The organism is uncultured Thiohalocapsa sp. (assembly GCF_913063425.1).
Taxonomy (GTDB): domain Bacteria; phylum Pseudomonadota; class Gammaproteobacteria; order Chromatiales; family Chromatiaceae; genus Thiohalocapsa.
Genome location: NZ_CAJXYK010000001.1, coordinates 84,679 through 102,217, shown reverse-complemented (window position 1 = coordinate 102,217; position 17,539 = coordinate 84,679). Strand labels below are relative to the sequence as shown.

Here is a 17,539-nt window from a genome sequence, read left to right as displayed (position 1 = left end):
ACCGCCGACTCCGATCATTGTTCAACAAGCCCTGCTGCCAGCAGCAACGCCATACGAGCCATGCAACTGCCACTGACCCCCATCGCCGCCGGCCTTGCCCTCGCCTGCGCCGGCGCTCTGTTCGCAGCCGCGGCCATCGCCACCGAAGAGACAGCGCCCGCCGCCGCGGACCTGAACTTCGACGACCAGACCGTCCGCATCAACTACAGCCTGGGCTACCAGATCGGCGGCGACTTCAAGCGCCAGAACGTGGAGATGGACGCCGCCGCCGTGGTCCAGGGCATCCGCGACGCCCTGGCCGATGCCGAGCCGAAAATGTCGGAAGACGCCATGCGCCAGACCCTGGTGGAGCTGAAGCAGCAGGTGGTCGCCGACCAGCGCAAGCGCGCCGTGGAGCGCGAGCTGACGCTGCTGGCGGAGGGCGAGGCCTTCCTGGAAGAGCACGCCAAGCAGCCGGGCGTGCAGATCACCGACAGCGGCCTCCAGTACGAGATCCTGGAGCCCGGCAGCGGCGCCCAGCCGGGGCCGCAAGACCAGGTGACGGTGCACTACCGCGGCACCCTCATCGACGGCCGCGAGTTCGACAGCTCCCACAAGCGCGATGCGCCGGCGACCTTCCAGCTGAACCGCGTCATCAAGGGCTGGGCCGAGGGCCTGCAGCTGATGCGCGAGGGCGGCAAGGCGAAGTTCGTGATCCCGCCCAAGATCGGCTACGGCGACCGCGGGCCGCTGGCGCACCGGGTGCTCATCTTCGAGGTGGACCTGCTCTCCGTGGACCCCGCCCCGGCCAGCACGCCGGAGGGCCTGCCCGGTGACTGAGCACAGGCGGTGGGTCGCCGCGGGGACGCCGCTCCCACAGCGCCCGCCGGTGGGAGCGGCTTTCCAGCCGCGACAGCACGCCAGCGCCGGGGCCGATGCCGTCGCGGCGGGGACGCCGCTCCCACAGTGGCTGAAGTCCTCAGCCTTGCGCCCGCGCCGGTGGGTCCCGGCCGTGCTTGCCACGGCGCTGGCCCTGACGCTGCTGACGGCCTGCGACCGGGACACACCGCAGCTCGGCAATCGCGCGGAGGCCAGCACCGTCCCGCAGGCCGCAGCCGTGGCCCCGCCGCGGCGCACCTTCGTCTGCCCCATGCACCCGCACATCGTCCAGCACGGCGAGGGCAGCTGCCCCATCTGCGGCATGGACCTGGTGGAGAAGGACCTGGACGACACGCCGGAAGAGCGCCCGGTGGTGTCCCTAACCCCAACGGTGATGCAGAACATGGGCGTGCGCACGGCGCCCGTGGTGCGGGACACCTTCTGGAAGTTCATCGAGACCCAGGGCACCGTTGTGGCGGACGACGACCGGCTCGTCCACGTGCACCCGCGCACCCCCGGCTGGATCGAGACCCTTTATGTGCGCACCGACGGCGAGCGGGTGGAGCGCAAGGACGACCTCGCCGACTACTTCTCGCCGGATGTGCTCTGGGCCCAGCGCGAGTACATCGACACCCTGGCGGTGGACGAGCTCGGCTCCTTCGGCGCCCTCGACGACCGTGGCGGCACCGACTTCCGCCGCCGCGCCAGTGTCGACATGCTCCGCTACTTCCGGGTGCCGAACATGGACATCATGGGGCTGGAGCGCAGCATGGAGCCGCGCTCCATCGTACCCATCCGCGCGCCCCAGGGCGGCGTCGTGGTGGCGCACAACGTACGCGAGGGCAGCTTCGTGACGCCGGCGACGCCGCTCTTCACCATCGTGGACATGAGCGAGGTCTGGGTCATGGTGGACCTCTACGAGCACCATCTGGCCTGGGTGGAGCCGGGGCTTGCGGCGGAGATCAGCACCCCCGCCTACCCCGGGCGCACCTGGGAGGGACGGGTGGAATTCGTCTACCCGAGCGTGCACCCGGTGACCCGCACCCTGCGGGCGCGGCTCGAGTTCCCGAATCCGGGCGAGGCGCTCAAGCTCAATATGTTCGTGGAGGTGAAGATCTACGGCGGCCCGCAGCAGGACACCCTGCTCCTGCCCCGGGATGCGGTGATCCAGACCGGCGAGCGCAGCGTGGCGGTGAAGGCGCTCGGCGACGGACGCTTCCAGCCGGTGGAGGTCACCACCGGCATGTGGCGCGCGGGCAAGGTGGAGATCCTGTCCGGCCTGGACGAGGGGGACGAGGTGGTGGTTTCCGGCCAGTTCCTGATCGACTCGGAGTCCAATCTTCAGGCGAGCCTGCGCCGGCTGGAGCACTGACCGCAGGCATCAGGTGCCGCCGGCCCCGCGGGCCTCAGTCAGCCGCGGACGGCGTCACTCCACCGCCGCGTCGTCGTCCGCCTCCGCGGCGCCCGGCGGTGGCGGCGAGGCTTCCGAGGCGGATGCCGTTGCCGGCACCTCCCGGTAGTCCCGGGTCACCCGCAGGTGGCCCTTGGGCAGCGGGTCCGTGGACACGGCCACCAGCGTCAGGCGGGTGCCCCCGTCCAGGGCGCGGCTGCGCACGGAGATGAACGCCTCGTCCGCAGTGGCGGTGGCGAGCCAGCCGAAGTCGCGCTCCCGCGCCATCTCGAAGGTGCGGGCCAGGGTGCGCAGCTCGCGCTCGGTGATGCCGAGCGCCGCCTTGCCGGCCATGCAGTGCTCGATGACGGGCGCGCCGTCGCGCAGCTCGTTGACCACGCGGCAGCGCACGCCGGCCACCGTGTCGGACTCTCCGGTGAGCGCGAACTCGGGAGCGGATGCGGCGGTCCCCCCGTCCGCCGCGGGGGTGCTGGCCTCGGCAGCGGCGGCGGCGGTTGCCGTGTCGTCCACCGCAGCGCTCGCCGGGGACTGGTCGGCTTCGGGCGTCCCGGGCTCGGCCGCGGCCGCAGCCGCGGCGTCGGCGGCGTCCTCGGCAGGGCCGCCGGTCGCCGCCGCCGGCCTGGCTGAGCGGCTGACGGGCCCGAGCCGGGGCGTCACCTCCGGCGTGAGGCGGGTCCAGGTGCGCTCGGCCTCGTTGACGCGATAGAGCGGGAAGAACTTACCCGCCTCGTACAGCCACCAGCCGTCCGGCGCGGCCGACGCCTCCACCCGCGCGAAGAAACGGGCGACGGCGATGCGCAGCGTCTGCTCTGCCGCACCGTCGCCGCCCGCGAGCCGGAAGTCCAGCGTCGCATCGGCCCGCGCCCCGGCGGCGGTCGCCAGAATCAGCATCCCGACAGCAAACGGCACTCGCATGATCGCCCCCTATCTGGTGGTGGAGCGGGACCCGCGGCCCCGGAACAATCCATCATGCCGGGCTGTGTGCACGTTGCCATCGGTGCTACCACCATTGTGCGGCTGTGTCAGCCGCCGGGCGCACGCGCCGTGACCGCGGGCGGCAGGCGGCAGTTCAGTACCAGAGTCCGGGCGGGCGCCAGCGCGGGTGCAGCGGCGGCGAGGCATAGGCCCCGGGGCGCGCATCCCCGCTCAGGGCCAGCGGGCTGCGCCGCGCCGGCACCAGCGCCAGCAGCCGGGCAATGCGGTCCTGCGTGTCCGGATGGGTGCGCAGCAGGGAGGGCTCGGGGACGCCGCGGCCCGGCATGAGAATCTGCTCCCAGTAGCGGCCCTGATAACGCTCCAGCTTGTCCAGCGCGGCGGCGAGCCCCGCCGGGTCGCCGGTGAGCTCGGCGGCGGCGAGGTCCGCCTCGTACTCGCGGTTGCGCGACAGGGCCAGCTGCACCAGGGCGCTCACCGTGGGCGCCGCGAGCAGAATGAGGAGGGCGAGCCAGGGCATGTCCGCCCCGGTCACCAGCGCCGTGGGCAGGCTCACCAGAAACAGGATTTGCCCGAACAGCCCGAAGGCGCCGGCGATGCGGCTCACCATGTCCGCGAAGGCCATGACAGCGAGGTCGCCATTGGCGACGTGGCTCACCTCGTGCGCCAGCACCCCCGCCTGCTCGCGCAGGTCCAGGCGGCGCAGCAGACCGTCGGAGACGGCGATCAGGGCATCGTCACGGCCACCGGTGGCAAAGGCGTTCATGACGCGCGACGGGATGTAATAGAGTCGGGGCACCCGGGGCAGACCGGCGCGGCGGGCGAGCTCCGCCAGAAGCGCGAACTGGCGCGGTGCTTCCGCCGGATGCAGCAGCCGGCCCGGGTAGAGCAGGGTCACCAGCCGCGGCGAGGCGGCGGGGTTGGCGAAATACAGCCCGGTCACCAACGCCAGCGCGAACACCGCCAGCGGGCCATCGCCGACGATCCAGGCGAGCAGGCCCAGGAGCGCGGCCAGGGTCGCCACCAGCAACGCGGACTGCAGCCCGTTGGCCCATTTGTGTGACTTTAAGCGTGCCTGATCCATGACCGAAGAATTGGGGGCGGCCCGCGGCGGGAACAGCGCCGCCGCCCCGACGCCGCAGCACAGGCCCAGGTTCCTGTGCGACACCCACCTCGGCAAGCTCGGCCGGCGGCTGCGGCTGCTCGGCTTCGACACCGTGCTGGCCCAGGACATCACCGGCGGACACCCGGGCGGCGCAGACGCGGGCGACGACGCCCTGGTGCGTCTGGCGCGGGTGGAGCAGCGCATCCTGCTCACCCGTGATCGCGCGCTGCTCGCCCGCCCGGACCTGTCCCAGGCCCTGGAGGTGCCCCAGGCGCCGGTGGACACCCAGCTGCGGGGGCTCCTGGAGCGCCTCGGGCTCCGGCACCTGGCCTCGCCCTTCACCCGCTGCACCTGCTGCAACACCCTCATCGAGCCCATCGACCCCGCACGCCTGCCCGACCTGCCGCCCGGCGTGCTGGCGCGCCAGGACCGCTTCTGGCGCTGCCCCGGCTGTGGGCGCAGCTATTGGGAAGGCAGCCATCACCGGCGGCTGCAGGCGCTGGTGGCGCGGCTGCTCCACCCGTAGCGCACCAATGCGCACACAACGAGACCGCCCAGGTGTACCCCGACTCCAGTCGCCCCGCGGGGACGGCGCGTCTCAGTTCGCCGCAGGCAAGCGGTGGCTCGGCCCCAAGCCTTCCGTCAACATGCCCGGCCGGCCGCGCGGTTGCGTCGCGGCGGGGACGCCGCTCCCACAGCCCGCAGCCGTCACCGAGCGGCCTTCGGCGAGAAGGCCGCCCATGCTGCTGCTATGCTCCGGAGTTGTCCGCGGTGCCCGATCCGCAGCCAGACCCCTGTGAGCCCATGACCGACCCCGCACGCTTCTGGACCCCCGCCGCCTTCGCCGAGATCACCCGAGGCCACTGGCTGGTGCCGCCCGGGGATGCCAATGCCGCCGTCACCGGCCTCGGCATCGACAGCCGCGCCCTGCACTCGGGCGAGGCCTTCGTCGCCATTGCCGGGGAGCGCTTCGACGGCCATGACTTTTTGGATCAGGTACGGGCGTCCGGGGCACGCCTGGCCATCGTGGAGCGGGATGTGACGCCGCCGGATGCCGCGGGCACGGCCGCGCTCGCGCTGCTGCGGGTGGACTCGACGATCGCCGCGCTGCAGGCTCTGGCCGTCGCCTGGCGGGATGTGCTGCGTGGGGCGGGCTGCCGTGTCGTGAGCGTCTGCGGCAGCAACGGCAAAACCACCACGCGGCACCTGATCCACCATGTGCTGAGCCACGCGGGGCTCACGGGCACCCAGAGCCCCAAGAGCTTCAACAACCACCTGGGCGTGCCGCTGACGCTGCTCGGCGCCCGGGCAGCGCATGACTTTCTGGTGGCCGAGATCGGCACCAACCACCCGGGGGAGATCGCCGAGCTCGCGGCCATCGTGCGCCCGGACATCGCCGTCCTCACCAGCATCGGCGAGGAGCACCTGGAGTTCTTCCGCGACCTCACCGGCGTGGCGCGGGAGGAATCCGCCGTGCTGGAGCACGTCGCCGACGGCGGCACGGCCATCCTGCTGACGGTCGAGCGCCTGCCGGTGGCGCTGACCCTGCCGCAGGCGCCGGCCTTCGCCATCGAGCGCTTCGACCTCGACCCGGTCACCGCCGACCTGCCCCTGCCCGGCGAGCACAACCGGCTCAACGCCTCGGCGGCCTCCGCGGTCGCCCGTCGCTTCGGCATCGCGGAGGACATCATCCGCGGCGCCTGGCCCGCCGCCGGCCATGCCCCCATGCGCGGCGAGGTGCTCCATGCCGAAGACACCAGCCGGCCCACGGTCATCAACGACGCCTACAACGCCAACCCCACCTCCATGCGCGCGGCGCTGGCGGTACTTGGTGCGTCGCCGGCGCCCCGGGTGGCGGTGCTGGGCGACATGCTGGAGCTGGGTGCCGTGACCCCTTCCGCCCACCGCGACATCGCGGCACTGGCGGCGGACACCGCCGAGCGCTGCGTGCTCATCGGCCCGCACTTTGCGGCGGCCGCAGCGCAGCTCATGCTGGACGGGCGCGCCGTCAGCGCCCACCCGGAGTGGTCCGATGCGCTGGCGGCGGAGATCGCCGCCGGGCTCGCGGCGGACGCCACCCTGCTCATCAAGGGCTCCCGCGGCATGGCGCTGGAGCGCCTGCTGCCGGCGCTGGATGCACGCTTCGGCGCCGCGGGCGCCTGACGGAAGCAGCGGACCGGCATGGCCACGGGCAGCGACGCCGGGCGCACCGGCAACCGCATCCAGGTCATCGACCGCGCCGCGGCGCTGCTGGACGCCATTGCGCGCTACTCGGAGCCGGTGAGCCTCAAGGTGCTCGGAGCCGAGACGGGCCTGCATCCGTCCACCGCCCACCGCATCCTGGCCTCACTGCTGGACAACGGCTTCGTGGAGCGTGACGCCGCCGGCCGCTATCGGCTGGGGCTGCGATTGTTGCAGCTCGGCGTGCGCCTGCACGGCGACGTGGACATGCGCGCGCTGGCCCGCCCGGTGATGGAGTCCCTGCGCGACCGCCTCGGCGAGACCATCAACCTCACCATCCGCGAGGGCGACCAGGTGGTCTACATCGATAAGGCCACCCCGAACCGCAGCATCCATGTGCAGCAGCTCATCGGCTCCCGCGCGCCGCTGCACGTGACCGCCGTGGGCAAGCTGATGCTCGCGGCGGGCGGCGAGGCGGCCATCCGTGCCTATGCCGAGCGCACCAACCTGCCCGCCTACACCCGCAACAGCCTCACCCAGGTGGAGCGCCTCATCGCCGAGTGCGTCCAGGCGCTGGAGCGGGGCTACGCGCTGGACAACCAGGAGGCCGAGATGGACGTGGGCTGCATCGGCGTGCTGCTCAAGGACGCCACCGGCCGCGTGGCGGGCGGGCTGTCGGTGTCCGCCCCCATCGAGCGCCGGCAGATGGACTGGATCCAGCCGCTGATGGACGCGGGGCGGGAGATCTCCGCGCAATTGGGGGCTGCGCCGCAGCGCCGGCAGCGGCCTTGACTGAGGCTGGTCAGCGGAGGTCGAAAGGGCGCCAGGTCCTCGATAATTCCATATACCGTCCCCGAATATCTGGTCTGCGTATTGAGGTGATCCCATGTCCATCGACAGCAAGTTTCTGCGCGCCGACGAGCTCGGCATTCGGTTGGAGATCGTCAACGGGCTTGCCATCTGGGAAGCGCAGCCGCTCTACCGGCACCAGAAGCACGTGGAGCGCATCGCGCAGACCATCGAGCCGGCCGAAGGCAACGGCGGCTGCGGCTGCGTGCACGCGCTGGATGTCTATATCCAGTTCCCGAACGGCCTGAAGCGCCCGGACATCTCGATCTTCTGTCGCGAGCCCACCGACGAGGAGCAGGACAGCGCGCTGACACTGATCCCGGAGGCGGTGGTGGAAGTGGTGAGCCCCAACTACGAAGCCAAGGACTTGGAGGTCGGCCCCCCCTTCTATCTGTCCCAGGGCGTCAAGGACGTGCTTGTCTTCGACCCGCGCACCCTCCTGGTGCTGCATGTGCGCCAGGGCAGCGCGACCCGCAGTGTCGCCCCCCAGCAGATCACCCTCGCCTGCGGCTGCCGCCTGTCCATCTAGCCCCCCAATTCCGGGGACAAAATTCCGGGGACAAATTCCGGGGACGGTAACCTTAACTGACCCAATCACAATTACTTACGTTTTCGGGGACAGTAAACTCAACTCTCGCAACCCATCCGTGCCGCGACCGATCGACCGTCACCGGGCCGCCGCCATGCCTGCGGCCCGGCGGAGCGGCTCAGTCCTGCTCCTGCCCGAGGCTCTTGGAGACGACCTCGTAGACGTCGTTGGAGAGGCCTTCCACCTCCAGGATGCGCTCCAGCTGGGCGCGCATGAGTGCCTGGCGGATCTCGTCGTAGCGACGCCAGCGGGTCATGGGATAGAGCAGGCGCGAGGCGATCTGCGGATTGAGCGGGTCCAGCTCCAGGATGCGGTCGGCGAGGAAGCGGTATCCGGCGCCGTCCGCGGCGTGGAAGCGCAACGGGTTGCCGACGGCGAAGGCGCCGATGACGGCCCGCACGCGGTTGGGGTTGGTGAGGGAGAACTTGGGATGCTCCAGCAGCCCCTCCACCCGTGCCAGGGTGTCCGGGCGGCTGCTCTGGGCCTGCAGCGCGAACCACTTGTCCAGCACCAGCGGGTCTTCGGACCAGCGCGCGAAGAAGGCGGTGAGGGCCTCCTCGCCGGCGGCGCCCACGTGCTCGGGCGCCGCGTCCACCAGGCAGCGCAGCGCGGCGATGACATCGGTCATGTTGTGCCCGGCGTCGAACTGCGCCCGGCAGCGCTCGACGAGCGCCGGCGTCGGCGCCCGCATGAGATAACCCAGCACGCAGTTGCGCAGCGCCCGGCGACCCATGGCGGCGGGTGCGAGGTCGTACTCGGCGGGCTCCTGGTTGCGCTCGAATACCGCGAGCAGGTCCTCGCGCAGCTCGGCGCCGATGGCGGCGGCGAGCCGCTCCCGGGCGCGGTGGATGCCGTCCACGTCCACCACGGTCATCTGGTCGCCCAGGTAGCTCTCGGACGGCAGGGTCAGCACCTCCGCCAGCAGGGCGCGGTCGGCGTCGGGACCGTCCTGCGCCAGCGCGCGGCGGACGGCGGCGAGGTAATCCTCCGGCACGGCCTTCTCGGGGTCGGCGATGAGGTCCAGCAGCAGGCGCACGCTCAGGCTCTGCGCCGCGTCCCAGCGGTTGAAGCCGTCGCTGTCATGGGCCATCAGGAAGGTGAGCTGCTGCTCGGTGTAGGGGTAGCGCACCATCACCGGCGCCGAGAAGCCGCGCAGCAGGGACGGCACCGGCTCGGCGTCGAGACCCACGAGCTCGAAGCGCTCCACGGACTCGCGCAGGGCGAGCATGCGGGTGCCGGGCGGGGGCGGCTCCGCCTCCCCGGCCAGCTGCACCGGCAGGTCGCGGCCGTCGGCGTCCAGCAGCCCGAGGGCGAAGGGGATCTGCAGCGGCAGCTTGGTGGACTGCCCGGGTGTGGCCGGCGTGTGCTGGCGGACCTCCAGCCGGTAGGTGCCGGTGCGCTCGTCGAAGCTGTCCGCACACTCCAGCACCGGCGTGCCGGCCTGGGAGTACCAGCGGCGGAACTGACTCAGGTCCACGTCGCCCGCCTCCTCCATGCAGGCCACGAAGTCCTCGGTGGTCACCGCCTGGCCATCGAAGCGCTCGAAATAGAGGTCCGTGCCCTTGCGGAAGCGCTCAGGCCCGAGCAGGTTGGCCTGCATGCGCACCACTTCGGCGCCCTTTTCGTACACGGTGGCGGTGTAGAAGTTGTTGATCTCGATGTAGGAGTCGGGACGCACCGGGTGTGCCATGGGCCCCGCGTCCTCCGGGAACTGGCGCGCGCGCAGCATGCGCACGTCCTCAATGCGCTTGACGCCACGGGAATTCATGTCGGCACTGAACTCCTGGTCCCGGTAGACGGTGAAGCCCTCCTTGAGGCTCAGCTGGAACCAGTCGCGGCAGGTGATGCGGTTGCCGGTCCAGTTATGGAAGTATTCGTGGGCGACGACCCCCTCGATGCCGGCGAAGTCCGCGTCCGTGGCCGTGTCCGGGCGGGCCAGGATGTACTTGGCGTTGAAGACGTTGAGGCCCTTGTTCTCCATGGCGCCCATGTTGAAGTGGCTGACCGCGACAATGTTGAACACGTTGAGATCATACTCGCGCCCGTAGCGCTCCTCGTCCCAGCGCATGGCGGCCTTGAGGGAGCGCATGGCGTGGTCGCACTTGTCGGTGTTTTCTGGCTCCACGTAGATGTTGAGCGGTACCTCCCGGCCGGAGCGGGTGGTGAAGCTGTCCGAGACGGCGGCGAGGTCCCCCGCCACCACGGCGAACAGATAGCTCGGCTTCGGGAAGGGGTCGTCCCAGTGCGCGAGCCTGCGGCCGTCGGGCAGCGTCTCTTCCCCCACCGGATTGCCGTTGGACAGCAGCACCGGAAAGCGCTCGGCGTCCGCGGCCAGCGCCACGCGGAAGCGGGCCATGACGTCCGGGCGGTCGATGAAATAGGTGATGCGCCGAAAGCCCTCCGCCTCGCACTGGGTGCAGAGCATGTCGCCGGAGACGTAGAGCCCCTCCAGCGCGGTGTTCTCCGCGGGGCGAATCAGAACCCGGGTGCGCAGCCGAAAGCGGTCCGGCACCCGGTGCACCACCAGCGCGTCCTCGCGCACGGCGTACTCCGCCGGCGGCAGGCTGCGGTCGTCGAGTGCCACCTCCAGCAGCTCCAGGTGCTCGCCGTCCAGGTGCAGGTCGCCGTCGCCGCGCTTGGCCGCCGGGTTGCGGCGGATGTCGAGCTCCGCATGCACTGCGGTCTCTTCGATGCCGAGGTCGAAGCGCAAAGCCACCTGGTCGATGAGGAACTCCGGTGGGCGATAGTCTTTGAGGTGGATGACCGGTGGCGTGGTTCGATACATGTGGGTGATGCTCTCGGCGGTTGTCGTACTGTGTCTCGCGCGGCGTGTCCGGCTGGCCTGCCGTCGGCGGCGGACCGGTGCCGGTGCGCGGGGCAAGTCTGGCGCAGCCGGCCCCCTTATGTCAGTCTTTTGGCTTGTCCGGCCGCGGCGGCGGCTTTTCAAGCGCAGGCGGTGGCCGGGCGGGCACGACAACAGCTCAGCACCAAGACACCGACGAAGCCACGAGGAGCCAGATGTACCCGAGCAGCACCCGTCCGAGCCGCCAGCAGACCGAGCAGGAAGGTGCGTCCGCCCAGGCGGACGCCCCCGCGTCCCATGCACCGGTGCGCATGTACGCCACCGCCTTCTGCCCCTATTGCGTGCGGGCACGCCGCCTGCTGGAGCGCAAGGGGGTGACCTGGGAGGAGGTCTCCGTGGACGGCGACCGCGAGCGCTTTCAGGAGATGACGCTCCGCGCCAACCGCACCACGGTGCCGCAGATCTTCATCGGCGACACCCACGTGGGCGGCTACGACGACATGGCCGCGCTGGACCGCGCCGGCAAGCTGGACCCCCTGCTCGGCCTCGACTGAGCTGCGGCATCGGCCGAGCCGGCCAGCGACTGGGGCACGACCATGGGCAATGCCACCGCGCAGACCGCCGCCGAGACGGCCGGCCAGCGTCTGGACAAGTGGCTCTGGGCCGCGCGCTTCTTCAAGACCCGCCCGCTGGCGGTGGAGGCCATCAACGGCGGCAAGGTGCAGGTGGACGGCCAGCGCGTAAAGCCCGGCCGCAGCATCCGCCCCGGCACCCGGCTGACCATCCACAAGGGCGAGCTGGAATGGCGCATCGAGGTGCAGGCCCTCTCCAAGCAGCGCCGCCCGGCCGCCGAGGCCGCCCTTCTTTACATCGAAGACGAAGCGAGCCGCGTCAAGCGCCAGGAGCAGGTGCGCGAGCGCCGGGAGGCGGGCCATGCGCCGGCACCGGAGCGGGGTCGTCCCACCAAGCGCGACCGTCGCCGCATCGGCGAATTCACCGGACGCGGGCGCGGCTGAGGCGGGTTTGGACTGAACGCCCACTGCGCCCTTGGGAGACGGGCGCACGGATCATCGCTGCTGACAAAAAAAACAACGCCCACAGGCCCGACGCGGCGTCGGGCCTGTGGGCGCTGGTGGGCAGCTGGCGGGTAGCGCGTCAGCCGGAGGGGGCAGGCTCCGTGGCCGCATCACTGGTGGTGCTCTGCACCACCGTCTCGACGGCCTCGTGGAGCTTGTGCTCGTCCTCGGCGTCAGTGACCGCCTTCTGCACGGCCGTCTCGACATAGAGCTCCTGGTTGAGCCCGATGTAGAGGGCATAGACACCCACCAGCAGCACCAGCGCGAACGGCAGGCCAGTGCTGACGGCAGCCGTCTGCAGGGTCGCGAGGCCACCGCCGATGAGCAGCACAGCCGCGACGACGCCCTCCATCACGGCCCAGAACACGCGCTGGGTCGTGGGCGAGTCGAGCTTGCCGCCGGAGGTGAGGTGGTCCACCACCAGGGAGCCCGAGTCCGAGGAGGTGACGAAGAAGATGGTCACCAGGATGATGGCGATGCCGGAGAGCACCTCCGCCACCGGGAAGTTGTCGAGCATCGCGAACATGGCCTTGGCCACATCGTCATTGACCGCCGCGGCGATGTCGGCGATGCCGCTCGCCTGCAGGTTGAGCGCCGTGCCGCCGAAGACGGACATCCAGACGAAGGACAGCAGCGTCGGAATCAGGATGACGCCGAAGATGAACTCCCGCACCGTACGGCCCTTGGAGATGCGGGCGATGAACATGCCGACGAAGGGCGACCAGGAGATCCACCAGGCCCAGTAGAACACCGTCCAGGAGCCCTGCCAGTTGCTGGCGCGGAAGGTCTCGGTCCAGAGACTCATCTCCGGCAGGATGGTCAGGTAGAAGCCGAGATTCTGCGTGAAGCCGCTCAGGATGTATACGGTCGGCCCCACCACCAGCAGGAACAGCATGAAGACGGCGGCCGTGATCATGTTGGCCTGGCTCAGGCGCTTGACGCCGGCATCCAGCCCGGCAAACACCGAGAGCGTCGCGAACCCGGTGATGACGGCGATGAGGATCACCTGCGCCTCGGTGCTGATGCCGATCCCAAACAGGTGATCGAGGCCGGCATTCACCTGCTGCACGCCGAGCCCGAGCGATGTCGCCAGGCCCACCAGGGTCGCCAGCACCGACAGGATGTCGATGAGGTTGCCCCAGAAGCCATAGATCTTGTCACCCAGCAGCGGGTAGAAGACGGAGCGGATGGTGAGCGGCAGACCGCGATTGAAGGCGAAAAACGCGAGTCCCAGCGCGACGATGGCGTAGATGGCCCAGGGGTGGATGCCCCAATGGAAGTAGGTCACGCCCATGGCGGCCTGCGCGGCCTCGGGCGTCCCCGCCTCGATGCCGTTGAACATCGGTGATGGCGTCTGGTAGTGGTACATGGGCTCGCCAACGCTCCAGAACATGAGCCCGATGCCCATACCGGCGCTCAAGAGCATGGCGTACCAGCCGAGGGTCGAGAATTCCGGCTTGGCGTCGACGCCGCCGATGCGGATGTGGCCGAACTTGCTGACTGCAAAGTAGATAGCGGCAAGGATGAAGATGTTCGATACGAGAATCAGGAACCAGCCCATGGTGCCGGTGATGAGTGACATGGCGCCGTCGAAGAAGGCACCCGCCTCGTCCTTGAACATCAGCGTCAGCAGGATGAACACGATGAGCACGAAGCTCGAGACGAAGGTGACATGTGGGTGGAGATCGAAGCCGAATCCGCTCCAGTTGTTGTCGCCGGGCTCCCGGCGCGGGGCGTCGTCCTCGTAGGAGGCCGTGGGCCTGATTTGGAGGCCGACGAACTTGTCGCGTTCCCGAATCGCCTTCTGGCGGGCTTTGCGCTCAACCTCCTTGAGCTTCTTCGCCAGCGCGCGTTTCTCCTTGGCCGTGCGCTCGTCTGTGTAATGGGTCATGGTTGTTCTCGCTGGTTATCGATGAGCTCGCAGCCCACGCCGACACGGCCTGGCGCTGCCGGCGTGGACTCCCAGGGGGGAATACCATGCCACGGAAATTGCTTCGAACCCAAACGATTGCAACCCCAGCCGCCCGGCGCCTCGGCGCTGATCGTGCACGTTCGCCCCGTCTCGACAACCGTTCCATGATGTTTCGTTCCGTAAACACCCGCCGTCACAATCGCCGGCCGCCGCCCGTCGGCAGAGCCAACAACCGCGGACCAATAACGGGGACGGCATACTTAATATCTGGTCAAGCCCTTGGGCGCGGAAGCGGTGACGGTATACGTAATATCGCGACTTGCTGGACAAGGCTGGACAAGGCTGGACGGGGAAGCCTACTCCCGGCCTGCGCGCCGCCGTCTTGACGGCTCAGCACACTGTCACCAAAAGTTGCCGCCGGCCCTTCAAGTTGAGTATACCGTCCCCGTTTCTTGCGGGATGCGAGTACCGTTGCTCGGCGTGCACGCCAGATTCAATAGACTGTCACCGTTTTTCAGTCACCGTGTTCAGAATTCAGTAAACCGTCCCCAAACGCGCGCCCCCAAACGCACGGATGTTAAGTATACTGTCACCGTTTTTTTAGTCCCTATCTCGACTCAGTGTGGGGCAATGGCCCCGACGACGGCCGCAGGCATGGTCGAGCGGACCCGAAACGTGGACAATGACGGCCGGATCGGGCCTTGAGACAGCGCACAACCGTCATGGAGGGCACCATGACTAATCCACAGATGCAGCTCGCGCGGGAGTTCGTCTGCGCCACCAACCGCAGCGTCTTTCTGACAGGCAAGGCCGGCACCGGCAAGACGACCTTTCTGCACAACCTGAAGGGCGACCTGCCCAAGCACATGATCGTCACGGCCCCCACCGGCGTGGCGGCCATCAACGCCGGCGGCGTCACCCTGCACTCCTTCTTCCAGCTCCCGTTCGGACCCTACGTGCCCGGCGGCGAGGCGGAGCGGCAGGCGGCGGCGCATCGGCTGAAGCGCGAGAAGCGCGACATCATCCGCAGCCTGGATCTGCTCGTCATCGACGAGATCAGCATGGTCCGCTGCGACCTGCTCGACGCCGTGGACTTCGTGCTGCGCCGCCACCGCGGCTCCGACCTGCCCTTCGGCGGCGTGCAGCTGCTGATGATCGGCGACCTGCACCAGCTCGCGCCCGTGGTGCCGGACAAGGACTGGGCCATTCTGCGGGATGTCTATGACTCCGGCTATTTCTTCAGCAGCCGGGCACTCGCGGCCTCCGACGTGGTGCCCATTGCGCTTCAGCACGTCTACCGGCAGTCCGACGCGGACTTCATCGCACTCCTGAACCGCGTGCGCGACAACCAGCTGGACGACGCCGCCATCGCCCAGCTCAATTCCCGCCATGTGCCGGGCTTCTCGCCCGATGCGTCTGAGGGCTGGATCACGCTCACCACCCACAATCGCAGCGCCGAGCGCATCAACGAGGCGCGGCTCGATGCCCTCGACGCCAAGCCGTTTCGGTTCACGGCCAAGCTCGACGGGGACTATCCGGCGCACAGCTATCCCACCGCCGAGACCCTGACCCTCAAGGTGGGCGCGCAGGTGATGTTCGTGCGCAACGACAGCTCGGCGGACAAGCGCTGGTTCAACGGCAAGATCGGCACCGTCACGCAGCTGTCGCGGGAGCGCATCGTCGTGCACTGCCCCGCCACCGCGAGCGAGCCGGAGGCGGAGCTCGACGTGGAGCCGGTCACCTGGGAGAACATCCAGTACAGCATCGACCAGGACACAAAAGAGATCAGCGAGGAGGTCATCGGCACCTTCACCCAGTATCCGCTGCGCCTTGCCTGGGCCATCACCATCCACAAGAGTCAGGGGCTGACCTTCGAGCGCGCCATCATCGACGCCGGCGCCGCCTTCTCCCACGGCCAGGTCTACGTGGCACTCAGCCGCTGCAAGACCTTCGAGGGCATGGTGCTGAGCAGCCCCATCCCTCGCCATGTGATCAAGACCGACCGTGCTGTGTCCCAGTACGTTGGTGCTGCGACGCGCAACCCACCGACCCGGCAACAGCTCGATGCGGCCCGCATCGCCTACCAGCAGCGCCTGCTCCGGGAATGCTGGGACTTCGACGACATCGGCAACCGGCTGCGCAGGCTCATCGGCACCCTGCGCAGCAACCACAAGGTCCTGGACCTTCACGGCGGCGACGGCATGGAGGATTTGGAGCGACACACGCTCGCCGCAGTGGTGGAAGTGGGCAGAAAGTTTCGGCGGGAGCTGGAATCCCTGTTCCGGCAAGACCAAGTCCCCGAGGAGGACGCCCATCTGCAAGCGCGCGTGCGCAAGGCGTCCGCCTATTTCGGGCGGGAGCTTCAGCAGGGACTCGGCCCCTGGCTCGACGCCTTCAGCTTCGACACCGACAACAAGACCCTGCGCAAGACCCTCAACGACGCGCTGACGGAGCTGCGCAAGGCGCTGGCCGTCAAGACCGCCGGCATCGAGCGCTGTCGGGAAGGCTTCGCCACCAACGCCTACCTCAACGCGCTCGCCAAGGCCCGCATCGACCTCGAAGCCCGCCCCCGACGGGGCAGCCCCGGCAACCGGGCACAGGCGCAGGACAACGCCGCCGATGACGCCGCCCATAACGCCGGGGGCACCGGCGTGCTGGCCGCGCTGCAACAATGGCGCAAGGCGAAGGCGGACGAGGAAGAGCGCGAGGGCATCGCCCGCTGTCGCATCCTCACCCGAGCGGTGCTGCGGCAGATCGCCGATCAGCTGCCGGACAGCCCGGAGGCCCTGGCCGCCATCAGCGGCATCGGCAAGCACAGCGTGCAGCGCTACGGCCAGGATATCCTCGACATCGTCGCCGAGCACCAGGCGGCGGCAGGAGCCAGGCAGCAGCGCAGGGCGAAGGCGCAGGAGCCGGCGGAAGACACCAAGCATGTCAGCTACCGGCTCCATCGAGACGGCCTGAGCATCCAGCAGATCGCCGAGCAGCGCGCCCTCAAGCCCACCACCATCGAGGGCCACCTCGCCCACTTCATCGGCACCGGCGAGCTCGCCGTCACCGACTTCATCGACGCCGGGAAGCTCGCCCGGATCACGGCGGCGCTGAAGGAGAACGGGACTGACACCTTCGGAGCAGCGAAGGCCGCCCTCGGCGACGACTGCTCCTACGGTGAGCTCAAGATGGTGCGGGCGCATCTGGCCCGGAAAGCGTGACGGCCGCGCCGCGTCGGCGCCGCCTCCGGCTTCTGGACCAGCTGGGCCTGCACCTTTTGGGGACCCTCTTTTTTGGGGACGGTGTATGTATCTTCCGGTCCCGACGTTGCGCAAGCCATTGTCCAGCGTACCGCCCCGCTCCGGGGCTTCAGTGTCGCAGTATCAGCCGGAGGCTACAGCGTCTCATGCCGCCACCCAGCGTACCCAATGAACTGTCGCCTTGATTCGCGCCCACGCTCATGGAATACGATCAAGACAAAGTCGATCAAGCCATTCTCGCACTGCTTTACCTGACGCTTCACGACGGGCGAAGGGCCTGGAAGACCTTCGATTGGGACGCCATGAACCGGCTTCACGAGAAGGGCTACATCACCAATCCTGTCGGCAAAGCCAAATCGGTTGTGCTCACCGACGCCGGCCTTAAGGAATCGGAAAGACGCTTCCTAGCGCTCTTCGGTCGGCAGGATGCGAAAGACCAAACCTGAGCCACACACACCCGCCGCGATCCGAGGATCTGACGTCGGCGGGGTGCACCGCCGGCTGCGAGCTCGACGGCAGCCCCCAGGTTGCCTGTGACCGCGCTGACAGGTGGCGGCCGGCTTGGCGCACC

The 17,539-nt window shown here is 69.2% G+C and carries 14 protein-coding genes; 10 read left to right on the top strand and 4 right to left on the bottom strand.

Annotated features, from left to right (window positions below; all coding sequences use genetic code 11):
- Window positions 1–60: 60 nt before the first annotated feature.
- Complete coding sequence (locus QZ607_RS00450) at window positions 61–819, top strand: FKBP-type peptidyl-prolyl cis-trans isomerase (RefSeq protein ID WP_295878393.1); 759 nt, start codon at window positions 61–63, stop codon at window positions 817–819.
- Window positions 820–991: 172 nt separating this feature from the next.
- Complete coding sequence (locus QZ607_RS00445) at window positions 992–2,230, top strand: efflux RND transporter periplasmic adaptor subunit (protein WP_295878390.1); 1,239 nt, start codon at window positions 992–994, stop codon at window positions 2,228–2,230.
- A gap of 54 nt (window positions 2,231–2,284) precedes the next feature.
- Here the strand turns inward: QZ607_RS00445 and QZ607_RS00440 are convergent, their stop codons facing one another.
- Window positions 2,285–3,184 (bottom strand): hypothetical protein, encoded by a 900-nt coding sequence (locus tag QZ607_RS00440; protein WP_295878387.1) that lies wholly within the window; start codon window positions 3,182–3,184, stop codon window positions 2,285–2,287.
- Between the two features lie 154 nt (window positions 3,185–3,338).
- Window positions 3,339–4,286 carry a zinc metalloprotease HtpX gene (locus QZ607_RS00435; RefSeq protein ID WP_295878385.1) on the bottom strand — a complete coding sequence of 316 codons (948 nt, stop codon included), beginning with the start codon at window positions 4,284–4,286 and terminating at the stop codon, window positions 3,339–3,341.
- On the opposite strand from QZ607_RS00435, the gene QZ607_RS00430 reads away from it, so the two are divergent.
- The 4 genes from QZ607_RS00430 to QZ607_RS00415 all read left to right on the top strand — a co-directional run bounded on the left by QZ607_RS00430 (window position 4,285) and on the right by QZ607_RS00415 (window position 7,866).
- The gene (locus QZ607_RS00430) at window positions 4,285–4,833 is read left to right on the top strand and encodes a Mut7-C RNAse domain-containing protein (protein WP_295878383.1); all 549 of its coding nucleotides are present in this window, start codon (window positions 4,285–4,287) and stop codon (window positions 4,831–4,833) included. The two genes, QZ607_RS00435 and QZ607_RS00430, sit on opposite strands and share 2 nt — an antisense overlap.
- 278 nt (window positions 4,834–5,111) lie before the next feature.
- On the top strand, window positions 5,112–6,470 hold the full coding sequence (murF, locus tag QZ607_RS00425; protein WP_295878380.1) for a UDP-N-acetylmuramoyl-tripeptide--D-alanyl-D-alanine ligase: 1,359 nt from the start codon (window positions 5,112–5,114) through the stop codon (window positions 6,468–6,470).
- Between the two features lie 18 nt (window positions 6,471–6,488).
- The gene (locus QZ607_RS00420; protein ID WP_295878378.1) at window positions 6,489–7,280 is read left to right on the top strand and encodes an IclR family transcriptional regulator; all 792 of its coding nucleotides are present in this window, start codon (window positions 6,489–6,491) and stop codon (window positions 7,278–7,280) included.
- A gap of 94 nt (window positions 7,281–7,374) precedes the next feature.
- Complete coding sequence (locus tag QZ607_RS00415) at window positions 7,375–7,866, top strand: Uma2 family endonuclease (protein WP_295878375.1); 492 nt, start codon at window positions 7,375–7,377, stop codon at window positions 7,864–7,866.
- Window positions 7,867–8,044: 178 nt separating this feature from the next.
- On the opposite strand, the gene pepN is transcribed toward QZ607_RS00415, so the two are convergent.
- Window positions 8,045–10,711, bottom strand: a complete 2,667-nt coding sequence (gene pepN / locus QZ607_RS00410) for an aminopeptidase N (RefSeq protein WP_295878372.1) — start codon at window positions 10,709–10,711, stop codon at window positions 8,045–8,047.
- 329 nt (window positions 10,712–11,040) lie between these two features.
- On the opposite strand from pepN, the gene grxC reads away from it, so the two are divergent.
- Both grxC and QZ607_RS00400 read left to right on the top strand, forming a co-directional pair.
- Complete coding sequence (gene grxC / locus QZ607_RS00405) at window positions 11,041–11,283, top strand: glutaredoxin 3 (protein ID WP_295878583.1); 243 nt, start codon at window positions 11,041–11,043, stop codon at window positions 11,281–11,283.
- A gap of 42 nt (window positions 11,284–11,325) precedes the next feature.
- Window positions 11,326–11,745: a S4 domain-containing protein gene (locus QZ607_RS00400; protein WP_295878369.1), complete on the top strand. Its 420-nt coding sequence runs from the start codon at window positions 11,326–11,328 to the stop codon at window positions 11,743–11,745.
- Between the two features lie 139 nt (window positions 11,746–11,884).
- Here QZ607_RS00400 and QZ607_RS00395 read toward each other — a convergent pair whose 3' ends face one another.
- Window positions 11,885–13,696, bottom strand: coding sequence for a BCCT family transporter (locus tag QZ607_RS00395; RefSeq protein ID WP_295878366.1), 1,812 nt, complete (start codon window positions 13,694–13,696; stop codon window positions 11,885–11,887).
- Between the two features lie 755 nt (window positions 13,697–14,451).
- Here QZ607_RS00395 and QZ607_RS00390 point away from each other — a divergent pair.
- Both QZ607_RS00390 and QZ607_RS00385 read left to right on the top strand, forming a co-directional pair.
- The gene (locus tag QZ607_RS00390; RefSeq protein ID WP_295878364.1) at window positions 14,452–16,929 is read left to right on the top strand and encodes a helix-turn-helix domain-containing protein; all 2,478 of its coding nucleotides are present in this window, start codon (window positions 14,452–14,454) and stop codon (window positions 16,927–16,929) included.
- A 239-nt stretch (window positions 16,930–17,168) separates the two neighbouring features.
- On the top strand, window positions 17,169–17,414 hold the full coding sequence (locus QZ607_RS00385; protein WP_295878361.1) for a DUF6429 family protein: 246 nt from the start codon (window positions 17,169–17,171) through the stop codon (window positions 17,412–17,414).
- Window positions 17,415–17,539: the final 125 nt, after the last annotated feature.